16 protein-coding genes are annotated in these 18,597 nt (G+C 72.1%); 9 read left to right on the top strand and 7 right to left on the bottom strand.

All coding sequences use genetic code 11. The annotated features are described in order from the left end of the window. Positions 1–133 precede the first annotated feature (133 nt). From NQZ70_RS26365 to NQZ70_RS26375, 3 genes are all read left to right on the top strand, one after another. Positions 134–1,765: a hypothetical protein gene (locus tag NQZ70_RS26365; protein ID WP_129576671.1), complete on the top strand. Its 1,632-nt coding sequence runs from the start codon at positions 134–136 to the stop codon at positions 1,763–1,765. A 131-nt stretch (positions 1,766–1,896) separates the two neighbouring features. Beyond that, positions 1,897–2,769 carry an alpha/beta fold hydrolase gene (locus tag NQZ70_RS26370; protein ID WP_129576672.1) on the top strand — a complete coding sequence of 291 codons (873 nt, stop codon included), beginning with the start codon at positions 1,897–1,899 and terminating at the stop codon, positions 2,767–2,769. Between the two features lie 130 nt (positions 2,770–2,899). Further along, a complete protein-coding gene (locus NQZ70_RS26375) occupies positions 2,900–4,123 on the top strand; it encodes an MFS transporter (protein ID WP_129576673.1) in 1,224 nt (407 codons plus the stop codon). An 86-nt stretch (positions 4,124–4,209) separates the two neighbouring features. Here the strand turns inward: NQZ70_RS26375 and serA are convergent, their stop codons facing one another. Then, positions 4,210–5,469, bottom strand: coding sequence for a phosphoglycerate dehydrogenase (gene serA / locus NQZ70_RS26380; RefSeq protein WP_129576674.1), 1,260 nt, complete (start codon positions 5,467–5,469; stop codon positions 4,210–4,212). A gap of 173 nt (positions 5,470–5,642) precedes the next feature. Between serA and NQZ70_RS26385 the strand changes: the two genes are divergently transcribed. From NQZ70_RS26385 to NQZ70_RS26400, 4 genes are all read left to right on the top strand, one after another. Then, positions 5,643–6,815, top strand: a complete 1,173-nt coding sequence (locus NQZ70_RS26385) for a S1C family serine protease (RefSeq protein WP_129576675.1) — start codon at positions 5,643–5,645, stop codon at positions 6,813–6,815. Between the two features lie 26 nt (positions 6,816–6,841). After that, a complete protein-coding gene (locus tag NQZ70_RS26390) occupies positions 6,842–7,669 on the top strand; it encodes an alpha/beta hydrolase (protein WP_207217485.1) in 828 nt (275 codons plus the stop codon). Positions 7,670–7,852: 183 nt separating this feature from the next. Next, positions 7,853–9,640, top strand: coding sequence for a hypothetical protein (locus NQZ70_RS26395; RefSeq protein WP_129576677.1), 1,788 nt, complete (start codon positions 7,853–7,855; stop codon positions 9,638–9,640). 468 nt (positions 9,641–10,108) lie between these two features. Next, complete coding sequence (locus NQZ70_RS26400; protein ID WP_129576678.1) at positions 10,109–10,876, top strand: hypothetical protein; 768 nt, start codon at positions 10,109–10,111, stop codon at positions 10,874–10,876. On the opposite strand, the gene NQZ70_RS26405 is transcribed toward NQZ70_RS26400, so the two are convergent. The 3 genes from NQZ70_RS26405 to NQZ70_RS26415 form a co-directional block, all read right to left on the bottom strand. Next, entirely contained in the window at positions 10,836–11,276 is a 441-nt protein-coding gene (locus NQZ70_RS26405; protein WP_129576679.1) for a hypothetical protein, read from the bottom strand. The genes NQZ70_RS26400 and NQZ70_RS26405 overlap by 41 nt on opposite strands. 446 nt (positions 11,277–11,722) lie before the next feature. After that, positions 11,723–12,640 carry a DMT family transporter gene (locus NQZ70_RS26410; protein ID WP_129581587.1) on the bottom strand — a complete coding sequence of 306 codons (918 nt, stop codon included), beginning with the start codon at positions 12,638–12,640 and terminating at the stop codon, positions 11,723–11,725. 433 nt (positions 12,641–13,073) lie between these two features. Continuing rightward, positions 13,074–13,247 carry a hypothetical protein gene (locus NQZ70_RS26415; protein ID WP_207217486.1) on the bottom strand — a complete coding sequence of 58 codons (174 nt, stop codon included), beginning with the start codon at positions 13,245–13,247 and terminating at the stop codon, positions 13,074–13,076. Between the two features lie 224 nt (positions 13,248–13,471). Here NQZ70_RS26415 and NQZ70_RS26420 point away from each other — a divergent pair, with 224 nt between their 5' ends. Continuing rightward, positions 13,472–13,996 carry a DUF1801 domain-containing protein gene (locus tag NQZ70_RS26420; protein ID WP_237244077.1) on the top strand — a complete coding sequence of 175 codons (525 nt, stop codon included), beginning with the start codon at positions 13,472–13,474 and terminating at the stop codon, positions 13,994–13,996. A 262-nt stretch (positions 13,997–14,258) separates the two neighbouring features. Here NQZ70_RS26420 and NQZ70_RS26425 read toward each other — a convergent pair whose 3' ends face one another. The 3 genes from NQZ70_RS26425 to NQZ70_RS26435 all read right to left on the bottom strand — a co-directional run bounded on the left by NQZ70_RS26425 (position 14,259) and on the right by NQZ70_RS26435 (position 16,786). Beyond that, positions 14,259–15,347, bottom strand: a complete 1,089-nt coding sequence (locus tag NQZ70_RS26425; protein ID WP_129576681.1) for a lysylphosphatidylglycerol synthase domain-containing protein — start codon at positions 15,345–15,347, stop codon at positions 14,259–14,261. A 220-nt stretch (positions 15,348–15,567) separates the two neighbouring features. Next, positions 15,568–16,467: a PAS domain-containing protein gene (locus tag NQZ70_RS26430; protein WP_129576682.1), complete on the bottom strand. Its 900-nt coding sequence runs from the start codon at positions 16,465–16,467 to the stop codon at positions 15,568–15,570. Between the two features lie 43 nt (positions 16,468–16,510). Further along, positions 16,511–16,786 carry a hypothetical protein gene (locus NQZ70_RS26435; protein ID WP_129576683.1) on the bottom strand — a complete coding sequence of 92 codons (276 nt, stop codon included), beginning with the start codon at positions 16,784–16,786 and terminating at the stop codon, positions 16,511–16,513. A 498-nt stretch (positions 16,787–17,284) separates the two neighbouring features. On the opposite strand from NQZ70_RS26435, the gene NQZ70_RS26440 reads away from it, so the two are divergent. Next, complete coding sequence (locus tag NQZ70_RS26440) at positions 17,285–18,571, top strand: PAS domain S-box protein (protein ID WP_129576684.1); 1,287 nt, start codon at positions 17,285–17,287, stop codon at positions 18,569–18,571. Positions 18,572–18,597 lie beyond the last annotated feature (26 nt).

The raw sequence follows: 18,597 nt of genomic DNA on the forward strand, positions 1-18,597 counted from the left end.
TTGGCTGGTCCAGGGCTACCGGGTCGAGGCCGATCTCGCGCATCAGACGCTCTGCCTCTCCATCCCGGCCGAGGGAGACGAGGACGAGCCCGAGCTCTTCGCCACGCTCCGGGACGCCCGGCTGGCGTCGCGCATGGTCTCGGCGGCGCTGCTCGCGCACAAGGCCAAGCAGTTCGACGACGGCCTCGTCGCGGCGGTGGAGCTCGCCGCGCAGCAAGGCGCGGGGCGCCTGCGCGGCAAGGCCTACCTGATCGAGACCTGGCTCGCCGCCCTCCCCCACGGCGCCCCGGCGATCCCGGCCGCGCTGCTGCTGTCCGCGGCGCGGCTCGGCGGGGCGGCCAGGGACGTTCCACCCGCGCTCGCGGCCGAGGTCGCGCGCGTGCGCGGCGAGTTCCTCGCGGACGAGCGCCGCTCGAAGCCGCTCGGGATCTACACGTGGAGCGAGCCGCTCCGGCGCGTCTTCCAGCAGGACCGGCTGCTCCAGACGCCGCTCGACGAGCCCGGCCAGGTCGAGGCGCTCGCCCGCGCCCTGCGCGACGAGGCGGCCGCGCGGACCACGTACGAGGGCGTGCTCGCCCTCGCGTCGCGGCTCACGGGCCCGCCGGACACCCCCGACCTGACGCCCGTGCTCCGCTCCCTCGATCGCGGCCAGGTCGAGATCGGGCGCGCCCACGCGATCTTCCCGCCGTCGCGCTCCGTCGAGGCCGACCTGGCGAACAAGCTCTTCGAGGACGGCCCGATCCCGGAGGGGTTCGACCTGATGGGCGAGCTCGCGGCGCGCATCCGCGACGGCCGCGTGGATCTCCGGCCCACCGAGCGCTCCGGCTGGTACGACTACCAGACCTGGTCGCTCGAGCCGCTCGTCGCGCCGGAGCGCGCGCCGGAGGCCTCGCGCGTGTCGCTCGATCGCCGGTACCGCGAGCACCTGCTGGCGCTGTTCGAGGGCGTCCTCGCGCTCACGCGCGAGGCGCACGTCAAGCAGCTCGCGGTGCCCGCGCCGAGCTGCGCCCCGCCGTTCCCGCGCCCCCAGCCGCGCGTCGAGATCGACGTCCTGCCGGAGCTCGCGGCCGAGCCCACGGTCTCGTATTTCCTCCGCCGCTCGCTCGGGTACCGCTTCGTCCGGAAGGCGCTCGAGGGCGCGTTCGGCGCCGACGCGCTGGCGCGCCTCGAGCGCCTCACGCCCGAGGGGCCGGTCGAGCTCCCGCTCTCCGAGGAGCTCGCCCGGATCGAGGGGCTGTTCTTCGGCGCGGCCGCCGCCGCGGCGAGCGATCTCGGGATGTCGCTCGACGAGGCCATGGATCCGGCGTTCCGCGCGGCCTGCGCGCTCGTGGGCCTGCTGCCGGACCAGGACGGCGCGCTCGGGTCGGGGCGCGGGCGCGAGCACGACGTCGAGGAGTTCCGGCGCTTTCGCGCGCAGGACGACCCCGATCTCGGGCGGGACGCCCGGATGATGGTGCCCGTCTTCTACGACCGCGAGCGCCGGAAGACGAAGGCGTGGGTCTTCCTGGGGTGGAGCGCGGAGCGCGTGCTGGTGTCCTTTCAGCGGCCGCCGCTCGTGCGCGTGTTCGCGCCGGACGGCCGCGAGGCGTCGCCGCCCGAGGTGGAGGTGCGGTATGGCGTGCTCGTGCACGACGTGCCGTATCCGGTGATGGCGGAGCTCTACGTGGATCGGCTGCTCGCTCGCGACGAGCTCCGGGCGCTCTGCGATCGTCACCGCGGCCGGCGCGCGATCCTGGCGGCGCTCCGGGGCGGCGGCCCTCCGTGATAGAACCGCGGCCTCGCTCGACGGGAGGCGCTCGCCCTCCCGGAGCCTCGAGCGGCCTCTAGCACCGTGCCAACAACCAGCCGTTCAGCGCGCGATCGGCCCCCGCGGCCGTCCTGAAGAAAGGGGAGACGATGACCCTCGACGAATCCAAGCTATCGCACCGGTTCACCGAACGAAGCGGCGTGCGCCTTCACTACGTCGAGGCGGGCGAGGGGCCGCTGGTCGTGCTCCTCCACGGCTTTCCCGAGCTCTGGTACTCGTGGCGCCACCAGATCCCCGCGCTGGTCGAGGCGGGTTACCGCGTGATCGCGCCGGACATGCGCGGCTACAACCTCTCGGACAAGCCCCGCGGCGTCGGCGCCTACGCGATCGGCGAGCTGACCGCGGACGTGGCGGCGCTCATCGAGGCGTCGGGCGCGGAGCGCGCCGCGGCCGTGGTCGGCCACGACTGGGGCGGCGGCGTCGCCTGGACGTTCGCGATGCAGTATCCCGCGCTCCTCGAGCGGCTGGTCATCCTCAACTGTCCTCACCCCCAGAAGCTGCTCGCCGGGTTCCGCACGGCACGGCAGCTCCGCAAGAGCTGGTACATGTTCTTCTTCCAGCTCCCGAGGGTCCCCGAGCTCGTCGCCCAGCGGAGCGATTACGCGCTGCTCCGCGAGGCGCTGAAGAACGATCCGCAGCGCCCGGGCGCGATGAGCGACGACGATCTCGCCCGCTATGTCGCGTCGTGGTCGCAGCCGGGCGCGCTCACGGCCACGATCAACTACTACCGCGCCATGTTCCGCCCGGGCAGCCTGCGCGGGATCTCCAAGCCGACCCGCGTCGACGTCCCCGTGCTGGTGATCTGGGGCGAGCACGATCGCTATCTCGGCGCCGAGCTCGCCGCGCCGGATCCGGAGCTGGTCCCGAACGCGCGAGTCGCCCGCATCCCCGACGCGAGCCACGGCGTGCTGTACGACCGGCCGGAGCGGGTCAATCAGCTCCTGCTCGAGTTCCTGCGGTGAAGCCCGCGCGCCGGCGCGACGCTGAGGTCGTCGCGCGCGCGCCAGCCCGAGGAGCGGCGTCAGCGCGGCTTTTCGCCGCCATGGACCCGTTTGACACGGCGGAGCGGCCGATCGAACCTGCCCGGCGATCATGCTCCGCCGCATCCCTGATCGGAATATCTGGCTCATCTACGGCGCCATCTTTCTTCTCGGCCTCGCCTACGGCATCGCCATCTCCCTCACGGCGGTCTTCCTGAACGAGCGCGGGTTCACCAAGACCGACATCGGGCTGCTCGCGTCGTGCTTCGCGCTCGGCATCGTCCTGCTCTCGCTGCCGATGGACGCGCTCATCCGCCGGTTCTCGGCCAAGACCACGCTGGTGCTCTCGCTGGCCGGGTACGCGGCCGCGATCGGCGCCTTCCCGCTCCTGCCGGGCTTCGCCGCGATCGCCGCGGTGCGCTTCCTCGACGGGGCTTGCTCGGTCGGCATCTGGGTGAGCTGCGAGACGATCCTCCTCGCCCGCTCGGACAAGGACAACAAGGCGTTCATCACGAGCATCTACGCGATCTCGATGGCGCTCGGCTACGTCCTCGGTCCGCTCTGCGCGCCGACCATCCTCGCGCTCTCCTCGATGCGCACGGCGTTCCTCCTCTCCTGCGTCATCTCGCTGATCGCGGCGGTCCTCGTGCTCGCGCGCCTCGACCGCGATCTACCGGGCATCTCCGGGGCGCACGGGGAGCCCGAGGCGGCGGCCTTGGCGGAGCCCGCGGCGTCCTCCGCGTCGATCTTGTGGCGCATCAAGACCGCGTGCTTCGCGACCTTCGCCTACGGCTATTTCCAGGCCTCGGTCGTGCTGTTCCTCCCGCTCTACCTGATGGCGTCGAAGGGGGTGACGCGCGATCAGACGATCCAGATCCCCGCCTACTTCGCGGCCGGCATGCTCGCCTTCACCAACGTCTTCGGCCGGCTCGGCGACCGCCGCGGCCACCTGTCCCTCATGCGCGCGCTCGGCGCGATCGGCACGCTGATGATCCTCGGCTTCGTGTACCTCGATCGCTACGACGTGATGTGCGCGGCGGTGCTCGTCGCCGGGGCGACGCTCGCGTCGATCTCGCCGCTCAGCCTCGCGCTCCAGGGCGTCGTCACCGCGCCGCGCGACTACAGCCGCGCGAACTCGATCTACAACGTCTTCTACGCCGCCGGGATGCTCCTCGGCCCCCCGGCGTCGAGCGCCATCTACGAGGCCTCGGGCGGCGTCGCGATGCTCTACCACCTCGCGGCGCTGTGGGCCGCGTTCGTCGTCTTCGCCTTCATCTTCGCCGGGGACGATCCGGCGTCGCGGCGCGCGCGGGGCCGGGTCGAGGCCCCGGCCTGAGGGGGATCGCCTCCGCGATCCCCCCATCGACGTGGCCGCGCGCCGCGGGCGGCCGGGCAGCCCGCGGCAGCGCCCCGCGCCGCTCCTCAGTAAAGAACGCGCGTCCGGAGGCTGGTCTCCAGCGCCCCGATCCGACGGCCCACCTCCGCCGACACGTCCTGCGACAGGTCCATGATGAGGTAGCCGATGTTCGCGTCCGTCGACAGCACCTGGCTGTCGATGTTGGCGTTCACGTCCGACACGATCCGGTTCACGTCGCGGAGCACGCCCGGCACGTTGCGGTGGACGTTGAGGATGCGGTGCGTGCCCTTCAGCGGCGGCAGCTCCACGTTCGGGAAGTTCACCGCGCCCGTCGTCGCCCCCGTGGTCACGAACTGCGTCAGCGCGCGCGACACCTCGCGGCCGATGGCCTCCTGCGCCTCCTCGGTCGAGCCGCCGATGTGCGGCGTCAGGATCACGTTCGGCAGCCGCTGCAGCTCCGTGTGGAAGCCGTCCGAGTTCGACTCCGGCTCCTCCGGGTAGACGTCGATCGCCGCGCCCGAAAGGTGCCCGCTCTTCAGCGCCTCGGCCAGCGCCGGGATCACCACGACCGAGCCGCGGCTCGCGTTGAGCAGGTACGAGCCTTTGCGCATGTGCGCGAGCTCGGCCGCGCCGATCATCTTGTGCGTCTCCGGCGTCGCCGGCACGTGGAGCGACACGAAATCCGACTCCGCGAGCAGCGCCTCCAGCGTCGGCAGCGGGCGGTTGTTGCCCATCGGGAGCTTCTGGGCGATGTCGTAGTAGACGACCCGCATCCCCATCGCCTCGGCGAGCACGCCGAGCTGCTGGCCGATGTGGCCGTAGCCGATGAGGCCGATCGTCTTGCCGCGGACCTCGTAGCAGGCCTTCGAGACCTTCTTCCACGTGCCGGCGTGCACCTCGCGCGACCGGTCGCCGAGCTGCCGGGCGAGCATGACGCACTCGGCGATGATCATCTCGGCGACGCTGCGCGTATTGCTGAACGGCGCGTTGAACACCGGCACCCCGCGGCGGTTCGCCGCCTCGAGGTCGACCTGGTTCGTGCCGATGCAGAAGCAGCCGATGGAGAGCAGCTTGGGGGCGTTCTCCAGGACGCGCGCGGTGACGTGCGTCTTGCTGCGGATGCCGATCATGTCCACGCCCTCGAGCGCGGCGATCAGCTCGTCCTCCTTCAGCGCGGAGCTACGCGTCTCGATCTCGAACGACCGCGTTCGAAAGAGCTCGTGGGCGCTCTGGTGGATGTTCTCGAGCAGGAGCACCTTGACGGGCTCCTTCGCGGCCGGGGGGGTGGTCTGAAGTTTCGTTGAAGTTGGCGTCATGGGCTTCATCCGTCAGGGCCACCTCTACCGCAACTTGGCCGGTTTGCATCTCGGATCCGATCCGGCGCCGACGCGGATGCGCGGACGTCCGCGCATCCGTTGCGCGCGGCAGACCGCCGCACCTCCCGGCGGCGCGCGCCGCAGGGGAGACGCCTCGCCTAGGTCAGGCTAGATTGCGCCGCATGCGCCACCGCAGACACGCTCGACTCCCCGCCTTCGTCGCCGTCGCCGCGCTCGCCGCCGCCCCTGGATGCAAGGGGAAGCCCAGCCCCGGCGGCCCGTCGCAGAGCGCCACGACGGCCCCCGACGCGCCCGCGGCGCCGACGACCTCGGCGACGCTCCAGACGATGCCGCCGCCCGTCCCGCCGCCGTCGAAGAGCGCGCTCATCGAGGACGAACGCAACACGATCTCCGTGTTCCGCGAGGTCGCGCCGGCGACGGTGTTCGTGACGCAGCGCCGCCTCGTCGTGGACCGCTTCTGGGGCACCGCGGTCGAGGTGCCCGCCGGCTCGGGCTCGGGCTTCGTCTGGGACGCGGACGGGCACATCGTCACGAACTTCCACGTCGTGGACAACGCGCAGTCGCTCGTCGTCCAGCTCCAGGGGGAGAAGACGTTCCCGGCGAAGCTCGTCGGCGTCGAGCCGCGCAAGGACATCGCCGTGCTCAAGATCGACGCGCCCAAGGAGATGCTCAAGCCGATCCAAGTGGCGCCCCTGCGCGAGCCGCTCGAGGTCGGGCAGAAGGCGATCGCCATCGGCAACCCGTTCGGCCTCGATCACACCCTGACGACCGGCATCATCAGCGCGCTCGGGCGCCAGGTCGAGGGCGCGGGCGGCGTGACCATCCGCGACATGATCCAGACCGACGCCGCCATCAACCCCGGCAACTCCGGCGGCCCGCTGCTCGACTCGAGCGGGCACCTCATCGGGATGAACACGATGATCTTCTCGAAGAGCGGCACCTCCGCCGGCATCGGCTTCGCCGTGCCCTCGACGACGATCGCGCGGGTGGTCCCGCAGATCATCAGGACCGGCAAGGCCGAGACGGTCGGCCTCGGCATCCAGCTCGACCCGGCCCACCGCCTCGAGCGGCGCAACGGCATCCGCGGCGTCATCGTGATGGGCGTCGTCCCCGGCGGCCCCGCCGCCAAGGCGGGCCTGCGCGGCCTCTCCGAGGGCGACCGCGGGCTCGTGCTGGGCGACGTGATCGTCGGGATCGACGGCGCGCCGGTCGACGACTACGACGCGCTCTACAACGCCCTCGACAGCAAGAAGCCGGGCGAGAAGGTGAAGGTCGACCTGCTCCGCGGCGGCCAGAAGACCACCGTCGAGGTCCAGGTCGAGCTCCTCAGCTGAGCGGCCGGCAGGGGGACCACTCGGGTATGCCGCTCATGCGCACCTACCGCGCTCGGCTCGTCTCCACCTGGTCGGCGCTCGCCCTCGCGTCGCTCGCGGCCGTCTCTGGCTGCGAGCGGCGGGCGGCGCCGCCGTCGGGGGGCGCTCCGGCGGGCCCCGCAAAGGAGGCGCCGGCCGCGAGCGCGCCGGCCGCCGTGGCGCCCGCGGAGGTCGAGTTCCTCGAGGAGATCACCGGCGGCGCGGACAGGAGCGAGGCGCTCCCCCTGATCGTCGCCATTCACGGGCTCGGCGACAGGCCCGAGTCGTTCGCGGGGCTCCTGTCGGGCGCCGACGTCAAGGCGCGCCTCGTCGTGCCGCGCGGGCTCGCGCCGTACGGCGACGGCTACTCGTGGTTTCCGCTCCAGCAGGCGCTCGCGAGCGACGCCGTGGGACAGGGCATCCTGCGCGCGGCCGCCGCGCTCGCGGCGACGATCGAGCGGATCTCCGCCGAGCGGCCGACGCGGGGCAAGGCCATCGTGACCGGCTTTTCCCAGGGCGGCGCGCTCACGTTCGCGCTCGCCCTGCACCACCCGCGCGTGGTCGGCGCCGCCTTCCCCGTGAGCGGCTGGGTCCCCCCCGCGGTGCTGTCCGGCGCGAGCGCGGCGGATCCGGCGGCCCCGGCGCTCGTCGCGCTGCACGGCGACGCCGATCGGCGCGTGCCGTTCGGCCCGACGCGCGACGCGATCGCGGCGCTCGCCGGGCGCGGCGTCAAGGCGAGGCTGGAGAGCTACCCGGGCGTCGGCCACACGGTGAGCGGCGACATGCGGCGCGACCTCCTGCAGCTCATCCGCGGCGCCGCCGCGGAGATGCGGTGACCGCCGCCCGACTCGCCCCTCGTCTTCCGCCGCGGCGAGGAGCTGCCCTGACGCCGCGGTCCGCTCGACCTCGACGTCTATCGGAGAGACTCGAGCGAGGGAGCAGGGGCGCGGCGCCGCGGCGCGGGGCGCGCGGCGTCGATCTACACGGCGCGCCGCGCGTGCCCTATGTCGCAGCTTCGAATGGAACCGGCCCCTTCCCATCGCTTCGAGCGGTGGCTCTGCCACCCTCGCTTCTTCGACACCGTCTTGCTCCTCGCGCTCGCCCTGGCGGCGTTCACGGTGATCGTCGGCTTCTACAGCGATGACTACCTCCTGCTGTGCTATCTCGCCGAGCTGATCCCCGGCTCGCCTCCCTGGTACGATCTCTACCAATTCGTCAGCGGCGACCCGCACGAGACGCGGGCGAACATCGCGCTCACCGGGATGCCGTGGTGGACCGATCCCGAGCTCCGGCTCCACCTCGTCCGCCCCCTGACGAGCGCGCTGATCACGCTCGAGCGCGCCGTCTTCGGCCACGCCCCGCTCGGGTACCACCTCGTCTCCATCGCGCTGTACATCGCGGTGGTCGCGGCCGCCGGCAGGCTCTTTCTGCGGGTGCTCCCGCGCGCGACCGCGGCGCTCGCGCTGCTGATCTTCGCGGTGAGCGCGAGCCACATGCAGCCGGCCGGCTGGATCTCCTGCCAGCACTTCCTGATCACGGCGCTCCCGGTGGTGCTCGGGCTCCTGGCGTATCTCCGCTACCGCGACGAGGGTTGGCGGCCCGGGCGGTACCTGGGCCCGCTCGGGCTCGGGATCGGGCTCCTCGGCGGCGAGGCGGCCCTCGGCGGGGCGGCGTACTGGGTCGCCTACCAGCTCGCCGGCCCCGTGCCGCCGGGCCGCGCGGCCGGCGTTCGCGCCCGGGCGACCGCGGCGCTCCCGGCGCTCGGCCTCCTCGTGTACTTCGCCGCCTACAAGGCGGTGGGCGGCGGCGCCGCGCACACCGGCGGTTACGTCGACCCGCTCTCCAACCCGCTCCGGTTCGCCGCCACGGCGGCGGTGCGCCTGCCCGCCCTGATCGCCAACGCCCTCGTGAGCGTGCCCGCCGAGTTCTCTGCCGCGCTCCCCGTGGGCGCCTTCATCGCCGTCGGCCTCGCGGCGACCGCCGGCGTCGCCCTGCTCTACCGCGCTTGCCTGCCCGCCATCCCCGAGCGCGAGCGCGCCGCCCTGCGCTGGCTCGTCCCCGGGGCGCTCCTCACGCTCATCACGACCGTCGGCGGCTTCCCGGGGTCGCGCGTCCTGATGCTGCCGAACCTCGGGATCGCGCCGCTCCTCGCCGTTCTCATCCTGCGCGGGCTCCGCCCGGGCCCGTCGCCCGGGCTCGCGTCGTGGGCCCGCCGCGCCGGCGCGGGCTTCTTCGGCGTCGTGCACGTCGCGCTCGCGCCGCCCATGTTCCTCGTCGCCACGCTGTCGAACGCGTACGCCGCGCGGAAGCTCGAGCAGATCGCCCGCACCGCCGAGATCGGGGCGCCGCCCCGCAAGCGGGTCTTCCTCGCCGCCTCCTCGGATCCGATGGCGTCCATCTATCCTCAGGCGGTCCTCGCCCTGGAGTCGCCCGAGGCCTTCTCGTGCTGGTCGATGCTCTCGACGGCCAAGGCGCCGCACCGCCTCACGCGCACCGGCCCGTCCTCGTTCACCCTCGCGCCGCTCGGCCGCACGATGCTGCTCGGGGCGTTCGAGACCCTCTACCGCGCGCCGTCGGCGCCGATCCCGCCGGGCTACGAGGTCCGCCAGTGCGGCGCCACGATCAGGGTCGCGGAGGTCGAGGACGGGAGGCCCTCGCGGCTCGAGATCGATCTGGGCGCGCCGCTCGAGGATCCTGGGCTCGTGCTCCTCGCGTGGCGCGACGGGGGGCTCCGCCGCGTCGCGCTGCCCGCGATCGGCGAGGCGGTGGAGCTGCCGTGGTCGCCGGGGCCGATCGGGTTCTTCTGAGCTCATCCGAGCGATAGTTCGCGCCGACCGCCTCGACACGGCACATCGAGCTCCGGCGCTCGATCGAGCGGAGCGACGAGGTGTCCGGGAGCGCCTGTGCCGCGCCCCGAGGTTGCAGGCGTGGCAGTCCTTGTGGCACCCCTGCATGTGCCCGGGGAAAGGGCCGCTCCCCGCCGCCTGCCGCGGCGACGCCGGGCTCCGCGAGCGCTGTTGCGCTGTTGCGCCGCCGCGCTGCGGCTCCTTTCGCGGCTCGTTCGCTGCGAGCGACAGGCGCTCGACCCGTGACCTCCCCGGGCGGACGAGCGCCGTCCCCGCCCGCGAGCGCGGATGGTCCCGCTCATCCCGAGTGGCACGTGCATTGCTGATTGTCCCGGTGCAGTCGCGCTGCACGGGGGACTCTCTGGTGCACGCGTCCGAGCGAACCCGCACGGGCGGCTCGAACTACAACCTTCATTTCGGAGAGATACGATGACCAGCATCACCTGCCGGAGCGCCCTCGGCGGCGCGCTTGCTCTTGTCTTCTCGCTCGCGGTCGGTTGCGCCGTGGACGCGGAGAGCGCCGCTGGAGACCCCGAGCTGGGCGGGTCCGATGAGGCCGACGATCCCGCGGAGGACGTGGCCGAGGCGCAACAAGAGATCAACGCCTACTACTCTTCGGTCCATCACTGCGGCAACCTCGGGGGAGCGAGGAGCTTCGATCTCGTCGTAGGTGGCGACTGCGGACCAGGTTACGTGCGTGATTCCCACGAGGTGTGGAACGGCGGGAACGGGAGCTGCCATGCGGTGGGCTGGGCGTCGAACGACGCTCGGGACTGCCGTGTCAAGGTGAACATCTTCGACGCCGCCACTTTGAATTGTGGGGATTGCTTCTATCGGATCGAGCAGAAAGAAGACCGTTGTTCGCACGACAAGTGCACGACCGGTGCGCCGCTCGCCAAGGAGTGCAGCCGGACGATCGCGAGCGTCTGCAACGCGGATGCCTACTGCTGCAACACCAGCTGGGATAACCTCTGCGTCACGGAGGTGCGCACGATCGCCAACAGCCTGGCCTGCGGCGGTGGTTCCTGCGCGCACGCGCCCTGCACCACCGGCGCCGCGCTGACCTCGGGCTGCGACGCGGCCCAGGCCAACTGCGTCGCGAGCCTCTGCGCGGTCGACTCGTCCTGCTGCACGGACGCCTGGGACAGCCGTTGCGTCAGCAAGGTCGCCAGCGTCTGCGGCAAGAGCTGCAACTGACGTCGCGCCCGCCGCCGGTCGGGAGCGCGGTCATCTCCGGAATCGCTCCGCGTCGATCCCATACCGCTTGAGCCAGCGCTGGATCTGCATCCGCGCCTTGCCCATCTCGCTCGCCACGGCGGTGACATTCCCTTTGTGCGGTCGCGTCGTCGACCCCGGCGTCGAAGACCTCCACGATGTATGGGCTCTCGATGGGCGCGGTCACGCGCGCCTCGAGCTCGAACCGCCTCCGGAGCTCGGGGCGCTCGATGATGTGGGAGAGCATCACCTTGAGCGCCCACCGGCGATCCGTCCCGAGGTGGAGCGCCTCGTACACCGCGCCCATGGCGCCCGCGGCGAGGCGGCGAATCAGCCGGTAACGGCCGGCGAAGATTGCCCCCTCGACCACCTCGACGGACATCGCGCAAGACCTCGGGGGAAGGATACCTTGGCGCTCCTGCCGTGGTCCACGTTTTCACGCCACGACGTCCCCCCACGTCCACAGTCGCGCGCCTTGCTGCGGTTGCCCCTGCGCGGGATTGAGGTCGGAATCGGAACAATCGAAGCTCGAAGCCTTCTTCAAGGCCCTCCGGGCTGCAGCCAACAGGGCGGAAAGCGAGTCGACCTCCCCGAACCTCGACTACCTGGGGATCTGCATGGTCCACAGAGACATCATGGCGCGGGCACTCTACTGGAACATAGATGTCCACATAACAGGCGATCGCGAATGCATGGCCGCTTAAGACGTAATTCGCGCTGACGGGTCGAGGACCACGCTCGCCGAGGCGGCGAGCGGCGCGCGCTGCGCCCGCGGGACCCAGCGCCGCCGGGCGGCCGCGCAAGGAGGCCGCGCCGGCACGGGCATGATCAGCGCGTCTCGGGCGGCGCCGGCTTGTGGGTGGCGAGGTACAGCCCCGGCACGGCCAGGGCCGCGCCGATCCAGTGGTGGGCCGCGAAGGCCTCGCCGAGGAACAGCCACGCCATGGCGGCGGTGTAGATGGGCGAGAGATAGAGCATCAGCCCGGTGCGGCTCGGGCCCAGGTGCTTGGTGACATAGCTGTAGGCGGCATAGGCGCCGGCGCCCGGCACGACGATCAGCGTCAGGACGGCCGCCACCGTGCGGGCATCGAAGGCCGGCGGGCCTTTCACGGCCAGCTCCCAGGCGAGGAGGGGCAGCATCACGATCACCCCGGCCGCGGCGATGGCGGTCAGCCGGGCGTTGACCCCGAGGGCGCTGGGCCAGCGCTTCAGCAGCACGGTGTAGAGCGCCCAGGACATGGCGGCGATCAGGATCAGCAGGTCGCCCGTGGTGAAGCTCAAGCGGAGCAGCGTCGCCGGATCGCCGCGCAGCACGATGACCAGCATGCCGGCGAGCGCCAGCGCCGCGCCGAGCGACTGGCGCAGGGTCAAGCGCTCGCCGAACATGGCGCGCGAGAGCAGGATGATGCCGATCGGCGAGAAGGAATAGAGCAGGCCGATGTTGGTCGCCGTGGTGGTGGCCGCGGCGAGATACACGCCGGCGCCGCAGATGCCCATGCCGAGCAGGCCGAGGACGAGCAGGCCGCGCCACTCGCGGGCCAGCGCGTCGCGGCGCTGGCGGAGCTCGGCGCCGCAGAAGGGCAAGAGCAGCAGCACGACGCCGGACCAGCGCAGCGCGGCCAGCGCCACCGGCGGGATGAAGTCGGCGGTGGCGCGCGCCAGCACCGTGTTGGCGGCGAACATGGCGGGCGTGAGGAAGAGCAGGATCTGGGCGATACGCTGATCGCGGGCGGCGGCGGGGTCCATCGCCGCGCAGACTAGGGCGCCGCTCAGGCCGGGACCAGGGCTCGGCCCTGGACCGGTTGGATCGGTTCCTGGACCGGTTGGATCGGTTCCTGGACCGGTTGGATCGGTTCCTGGACCGGTTGGATCGGTTCCTGGACCGGTCGGATCGGTTCCTGGACCGGTTGGATCGGTTCCTGGACCGGTCGGATCGGTTCCTGGACCGGTTGGATCGGTTCCTGGACCGGTTGGATCGGTTCCTGGACCGGTTGGATCGGTTCCGGCTTTCAGATCCCGGTGCACGACGCCGGCCGCGTGCGCCCTGTCGACCGCGGCGCCGACCGCCTCGACGAGCCGCACCGCCTCGGCCGGCGCGGCGGCGCCCGTTCCGGGGAGCGCCTCCATCCAGCGCGCCAGCGTCTCGCCGGCGAGGAGCTTGGCCTCTCGGGCAGCGATGCTAGCCCGGCGCGCAACCCGCCGGAAGGTGCCCTCCGGCGCTCACCCGCCGGACCGCGCCTCGGGCTCCTTGGTCATCATGACCCGAGGCGCCGGCGAGCAGCCGCCGGAGGCTCGCCTCGATCGCGCCGCGATCCCACGGGATCTCCTCGCCGGCGTTGAAGTCCTCCATCATGTCGAGGATAAAAGGGATGTGCGCGGCGTCGGCGCGCAGGGTCGCTGCGGAGCTGATAGCGATCCGCGATATCAAGCGGCGAGCAACGATGCCAGCGAAGGCGCCCGGGCGGCGGGCAGACCTGAAGCGGACCGGGTGGATGTCCTGGCCGCGAGCATGGAAGGTGCACGACCGCTTCCCTGAGCGGCCCCGCTGCGGCCAACATGGCGCTCGAGGAGGACCCGATGGGCCTTGTCGAGGCGTCGCCGCTCGGCGAAGCTGCCTCCTTGGCCCCTGGAAAAACGAAGACGAGCCCCCTCGAGAAAACGAGCAAGCCGCGCGCGAAGACGCGGAAGGACGCGCCCGCCCCCCGCGAGCCTGGCAGCTCGCAGCAGGACAAGGCCGTGGTCGCGTTCCTGCGCGAGCTCGATCATCCGCGCAAGGAGGACGTCGAGGCCGTTCGGCAGATCATCCTCGGCACCAGCCCCGAGATCCGCGAGGGGATCAAGTGGAACGCGCCGAGCTTCCGGACCACGGAGTACTTCGCGACGTTCAACTTGCGCGGCAAGGAGGGGGTCCGGCTCGTTCTCCACATGGGGGCAAAGGTGAAGGAGACCGCGACGAGCGGCGTGAAGATCGCGGACCCAGCGGGTCTCCTGGAGTGGCTCGCGAAGGACCGCTGCCTCGTGACGTTCAGCGACGGAGACGACATCCAGGCCAAGCGGCCTGCGCTGGAGGCCATCCTGCGAGAATGGATCCGATGGGTCTGATTCTCTGGAGCGCCCGACGCGTGGGATTCGCGTGATGTGAGCTCATGATGCGATAGGCCGGCTGCTCGGGCTGCCGGTGGCGCTGGGGGCCGCGAGCGGCCTGAAGAGAAAGAGAGATAACGCAGATCGATAGACGCGCTCATTCCCGCGGGAGCCGCCGCCTCGCGCGCCCGCTCGGGCCGCCGGAGGGCATACAAGACCTGCCGCAGGTACGCAGGTACCTGTCACCTCGCCGGGAACGGGCGCGCGCGGGCGGCCCGGCTCAGGCCGCCTCGGGCGCGGGGCGGAAGGCCGCGCGGCCGCCGAAGAAGACGAGCAGGCCGAGGGCGATCCAGACGAGCTCCTTGGCGCGCTTGAGGAGGACGAAGGCGGCGCCGACCGTCGCCGCGGCGGGCACGCCGAGCGCGCCGAGGAAGGCGACGTAGCCGGCGTCCTGCACGCCGAGCCCGGCCGGCACCATGAAGGCGGCCGCGCGGAGGAGCGCGAGGACGACCTCGAACGACAGGACCTCGGCGAGCGAGACGTCGACCTGGAGCAGCCGGAGCAGGAACAGCGTCTCCAGCCCCTCGGCGAGCCACATCGCGAGCAGCAGGAGCGCCGCCGCCGCGAGCGCGCCGCGCCGCTTTCCGAGCGCGGCGGCGTGCCGATCGGCAGCGGAGAAGCCCGCGGCCCTCGCCTCGACGAAGGCCCGCACGCGGCGGCCGGGCAGCCGCCTGAGCTGCGCGAAGAGCCGCGACGCGACCGTGCCCGAGAGGAGCGCGCCCGCGAGCGCGAGCGCGGCGGCGAGCAGGCCGAGCCCGGAGAGGACGACGAGCCACGGGAGCCCGGGCGCGCCGAGCAGCGGGCCCGAGGCGCGCTCCAGGTGGCCGTAGCCGAGCGCCAGGGCGATCGCCACGTAGGCGGCGTTGGCGAGGAGGATCAGCGACCTGCGCGCCGCGATGCCGGCGATGCCCTGCGGCCCCGGGACACCGCACCACCGGTGGAGCAGGTAGAACGTGACCGACTCGGAGAGGGCGGCCCCGGCCGGGACGCTCATGTTGAGCGCCTCGGTCGACAGCGTCAGCGAGAGGTACCGCCCGAACGGCGCGGGCGGCGCGAGCGCGCCGAAGACGCGCCGGCTCGCCTCGGCCTGGAGCAGCCGCGCGACGAGGTTGGGAATCAGGGCGAGCGCCATCATCGGCGCGGACGTCGACGCGAGGAGCGCCGCGACGCTCGGGAGATCCGCGCCGCGCAGCGTGCTCCAGAGCGCGGCCGCGGCGACCGCGACCCCGAGCCACTTCAGCGCGAGGGCGCCCGCGCCGGGGCGCGCTCTCGCCTGCGAAGGCGGCTTGTCGTGGGCAAGGAGGGTCATCGCACGCTCGCGCGCGGGCCGTCGGCCGCGCGGGTGCTCGTATCGCTCAGGCGCGTCGCGGCCTCATGACACGCGCGCAACTCCGAGCGCTCGGGCGCGTCGCGGCCTCATGACACGCGCGCAACCCCGCCGCGACACATCGAGTTTGTCTGCCGGCGGCGGCGCCGCGCCGGCGGGGGCTGCCGCCGGCGACGCCGCGCCGGCAGGGGCGACGCCGCGCTCACGCGTCCTGGGTCACCCGGATCCGCGCGATGAACTCGCCCCCCGCGCCGGGCTGCGACCCGAGCGGGGTCAGCGTCACGCTCGCCTCGAGCGCGCGGCTGTGCGGGCTGACGAGGCGGCTCCGCGCGACCGCGCGGGCGGCCGAGAGCGGGGCCTGCACGTCGACGAGCACCGACGCGACGTCGCGCCCGTAAAGGAGCTTCTCGTCCACGCCGAAGAGGTCGTGGGCGCTCGGGTTCGCGCCGAGGATCTCCCCCGCGCTGTCGAGCAGGAGGCACGGCTCGGCGATCTCGGCGAGGAGCGCCCTCGACCGCTCCTCGAGCTGCGACACGCTCTCCATCGCGATCACGAGCTCTTCCTCCAGCTGGCTCACCGACGTCCTCACGCCGGAGAGCGAGTCGTACATGCGCGCGATGGTGGTGGCGATCTGCCGGACCTCGATGGCCTCGAACGGCTTGCGGAGGATGAGCAGGTTCGGCGGACACCCGAGCTCGCTCGCGATCTCGTCCCAGCTGTAGTCCGAGTAGGCGGTGCAGATGACCGTGTAGATGTCCGGCGCGACGCTCCAGATCCCCTTGATCGTCTGGATGCCGTCGATGCCCGGCGGCATCCGCATGTCGACGAAGGCGAGGAAATACCGGCTCGGATCGGCCTTGACGAGCGCGATTCCATCCATGCCCGAGTGGGCCGACTCGATGGTGAACCTGAGGCCATGGAGGAGGTCGGGGGCCTCCTCGGGCGCCTCTGCGCCGAACAGGCGCGACTCGAGGGCCTGTAGCCCGCGGACCATCTCCGGATCGTGGAGCGGCCTGGGCACGAGCATCCGCTCCATCAACACATGGATGTCCGGATTGTCGTCCACGACGAGGATGGGTCGACTCGCTGGTTCCGAAGACATGAAGATCCTCTCGATTCACTCCGGCCCCGCCGCGGGCCCCGGGTTACCGCCGATTCCGCTGCTCCAGCCGGCGCCGGACCGAAGCGACGCGCAGCTCGGTCCGCGCGAGGCAGGCCGCGGCGCCGATCACGCCGGGCATCGCCGCCAGCGAGTCGAGCACCTCGTACGCGGCCTCGAGCGGCAAGATGGGCTCCCTCAGCCCGAGCCGCTCGCCCTGCCGGTCGACGATCTCCGCCGCCGCGGCGCTGCCGAGCGTCCGCCCGAGGAGCTCCACCAGCCCGGCGCGCTCACATCGAGGGGTGCTGTCCGAGGATCCCATGCCTTCGCGTTTCCTTGATCGCCGCGCTTCGCGGAAACATTGGACTCGCTGTCACGGGAGGTGTCAACAATCAGCGTGATCGCACGTACATCCCACCATTGACTCGAACTCAATAGGCGTAATCTGGATTACACATCACTGTGGAGCGGGCGCGCCTCCGGGTGGGTGGTGCGTCGCGGCGCACCGGGGTGTGCCGCGTGGTGTGCGGCTCGGGTCGCGCGCCGGCCGCGCGCTCTGCGCCGCGGCCGCTGGTGGGCCTCGTCGCCGCGCGACGCACGCAGCTGGGCCGTGGCGGGGGCCGTGCCGCGCAGGTTTCATCCGATCTGCTGAGGTTGCCCGCCGCGCCGGCCGCGGGCGGAAAGGGCGCGCGCGGGCCGGCGGGAGCCCGGGTGAGGCGCCAAGATCGGCTATCGTCCCTGCAGGGCCGCGGCGCGCGGGGGGAGAGCCGCCTCGGCAGGGCTCGGCGGCACCGGCGGGGAAGACGGAAGGAAGAGCGAAGTGGCGACAGATCACGACAGCATCGAGCGGCTCCGGGTGGAGAACGCCGGCCTGCGCAAGGAGATCGACCGGCTGCACGAGCAGCTCGGGCGCCGGGAGGAGCGGACGCGGCTGATCCTGCAGGCGGCCGTCGAGGGGTTCCACGTCCTCGGGATGAACGGCGAGATCCTCGACTGCAATCCATCCTTCGCGAGCATCGTGGGTTACGACCGGAGCGAGCTCCTGACGATGCACATTGGCCAGATCGACCCGCAGCCGCCGCACGAGGCCGCCGCGATCATGGATGAGATCCGGGCGAAGGGGGCGCTCCGCTTCATCACGAGGCACCTCCACAAGGACGGCCGCCTGATCGACGTCGAGGTGAGCTCTCACCTCGTCCGGAGCGGCGACGAGCAGTTCTTCTCGGCCTTCTCGCGCCCGCTGACCGAGCAGCTGCGGCGCGAGCAGGCGCTGCGCGAGAGCGAGCAGAAGTTTCGAGCGATCTTCGACGAGACCTCGATGTTCATCAGCCTGCTCACCCCGAGGGGAGAGCTGCTCGAGTCCAACCGGACCATGGCCGATTTCACCGGGGCTCGCCCCGAGCAGGGCCGCGGCGAGCCGCTCTGGCGCGCGCCGTTCTGGGGCGGCGCGCCGGGCGTGGAGGAGCGGCTGAAGGCGTGCGTGGAGGAGGCGGCGTCGGGCGCGCGAGCCTCGTGCGAGCTGGAGATCCACGGGACGGGCGGGCGCGTGGCCGCGCTCGACCTCAAGATGAAGCCGATCGTCGACGCGTCGGGCGAGATCGTCCTCCTGATCGCCGAGGGGTACGACGTGACCGAGCTCCGGCGGGCCGAGGTGGAGCGGGCGGCCCTTCAAGAGCAGATGATCCACGCGCAGGAGGCGACGATCCGCGAGCTGTCGACGCCGCTCATCCCGCTCGACGCGGGGATCCTGGTGATGCCGCTCGTCGGTCGGCTCGATCGGGTGCGCATCGAGCAGCTCCTGGAGCGGCTGCTGCATGGGGTGGTGGCGCAGCGCGCGGCCACGGTCATCCTCGACGTCACCGGCGTGCCGGTGGTGGACGCCGAGATCGCGGACGCGCTGATCCGGGCGACCCAGGCGGTCAACCTGCTCGGCGCGGAGGTCATCCTCACCGGCGTGGGCCCCGAGGTCGCGCAGACGATGGTGGGTATCGGCATCGATCTCCAGGGGATCGCCACGCTGAGCTCGCTCCAGAGCGGGCTCCACCACGCGCTCGGGCGCTCGCGCCGCGGGAGCAGGCCGGGCGGCGCGCGCCGCCGCCGAGGGTGACGGTCGCCTCAGGATCGGGTGTTCGG

Source organism: Sorangium sp. So ce836, from assembly GCF_028553905.1.
In the GTDB taxonomy this organism is placed as follows: Bacteria; Myxococcota_A; Polyangia; order Polyangiales; family Polyangiaceae; genus Sorangium; species Sorangium cellulosum_D.

Excerpts from the sequence above, each read along its gene's own strand:
- NQZ70_RS26385 (WP_129576675.1), top strand. The coding sequence starts at position 5,643 with ATGCGCCACCGCAGACACGCTCGACTCCCCGCCTTCGTCGCCGTCGCC.
- NQZ70_RS26370 (WP_129576672.1), top strand. The coding sequence starts at position 1,897 with ATGACCCTCGACGAATCCAAGCTATCGCACCGGTTCACCGAACGAAGC.
- NQZ70_RS26435 (WP_129576683.1), bottom strand. The coding sequence starts at position 16,786 with ATGGGATCCTCGGACAGCACCCCTCGATGTGAGCGCGCCGGGCTGGTG.
- NQZ70_RS26425 (WP_129576681.1), bottom strand. The coding sequence starts at position 15,347 with ATGACCCTCCTTGCCCACGACAAGCCGCCTTCGCAGGCGAGAGCGCGC.
- NQZ70_RS26410 (WP_129581587.1), bottom strand. The coding sequence starts at position 12,640 with ATGGACCCCGCCGCCGCCCGCGATCAGCGTATCGCCCAGATCCTGCTC.
- NQZ70_RS26400 (WP_129576678.1), top strand. The coding sequence starts at position 10,109 with ATGACCAGCATCACCTGCCGGAGCGCCCTCGGCGGCGCGCTTGCTCTT.
- NQZ70_RS26430 (WP_129576682.1), bottom strand. The coding sequence starts at position 16,467 with ATGTCTTCGGAACCAGCGAGTCGACCCATCCTCGTCGTGGACGACAAT.
- NQZ70_RS26365 (WP_129576671.1), top strand. The coding sequence starts at position 134 with ATGGTCTCGGCGGCGCTGCTCGCGCACAAGGCCAAGCAGTTCGACGAC.
- NQZ70_RS26395 (WP_129576677.1), top strand. The coding sequence starts at position 7,853 with ATGGAACCGGCCCCTTCCCATCGCTTCGAGCGGTGGCTCTGCCACCCT.
- NQZ70_RS26390 (WP_207217485.1), top strand. The coding sequence starts at position 6,842 with ATGCCGCTCATGCGCACCTACCGCGCTCGGCTCGTCTCCACCTGGTCG.
- NQZ70_RS26375 (WP_129576673.1), top strand. The coding sequence starts at position 2,900 with ATGCTCCGCCGCATCCCTGATCGGAATATCTGGCTCATCTACGGCGCC.
- NQZ70_RS26415 (WP_207217486.1), bottom strand. The coding sequence starts at position 13,247 with ATGATGGAGGACTTCAACGCCGGCGAGGAGATCCCGTGGGATCGCGGC.
- NQZ70_RS26420 (WP_237244077.1), top strand. The coding sequence starts at position 13,472 with ATGGGCCTTGTCGAGGCGTCGCCGCTCGGCGAAGCTGCCTCCTTGGCC.
- NQZ70_RS26405 (WP_129576679.1), bottom strand. The coding sequence starts at position 11,276 with ATGTCCGTCGAGGTGGTCGAGGGGGCAATCTTCGCCGGCCGTTACCGG.
- serA (WP_129576674.1), bottom strand. The coding sequence starts at position 5,469 with ATGAAGCCCATGACGCCAACTTCAACGAAACTTCAGACCACCCCCCCG.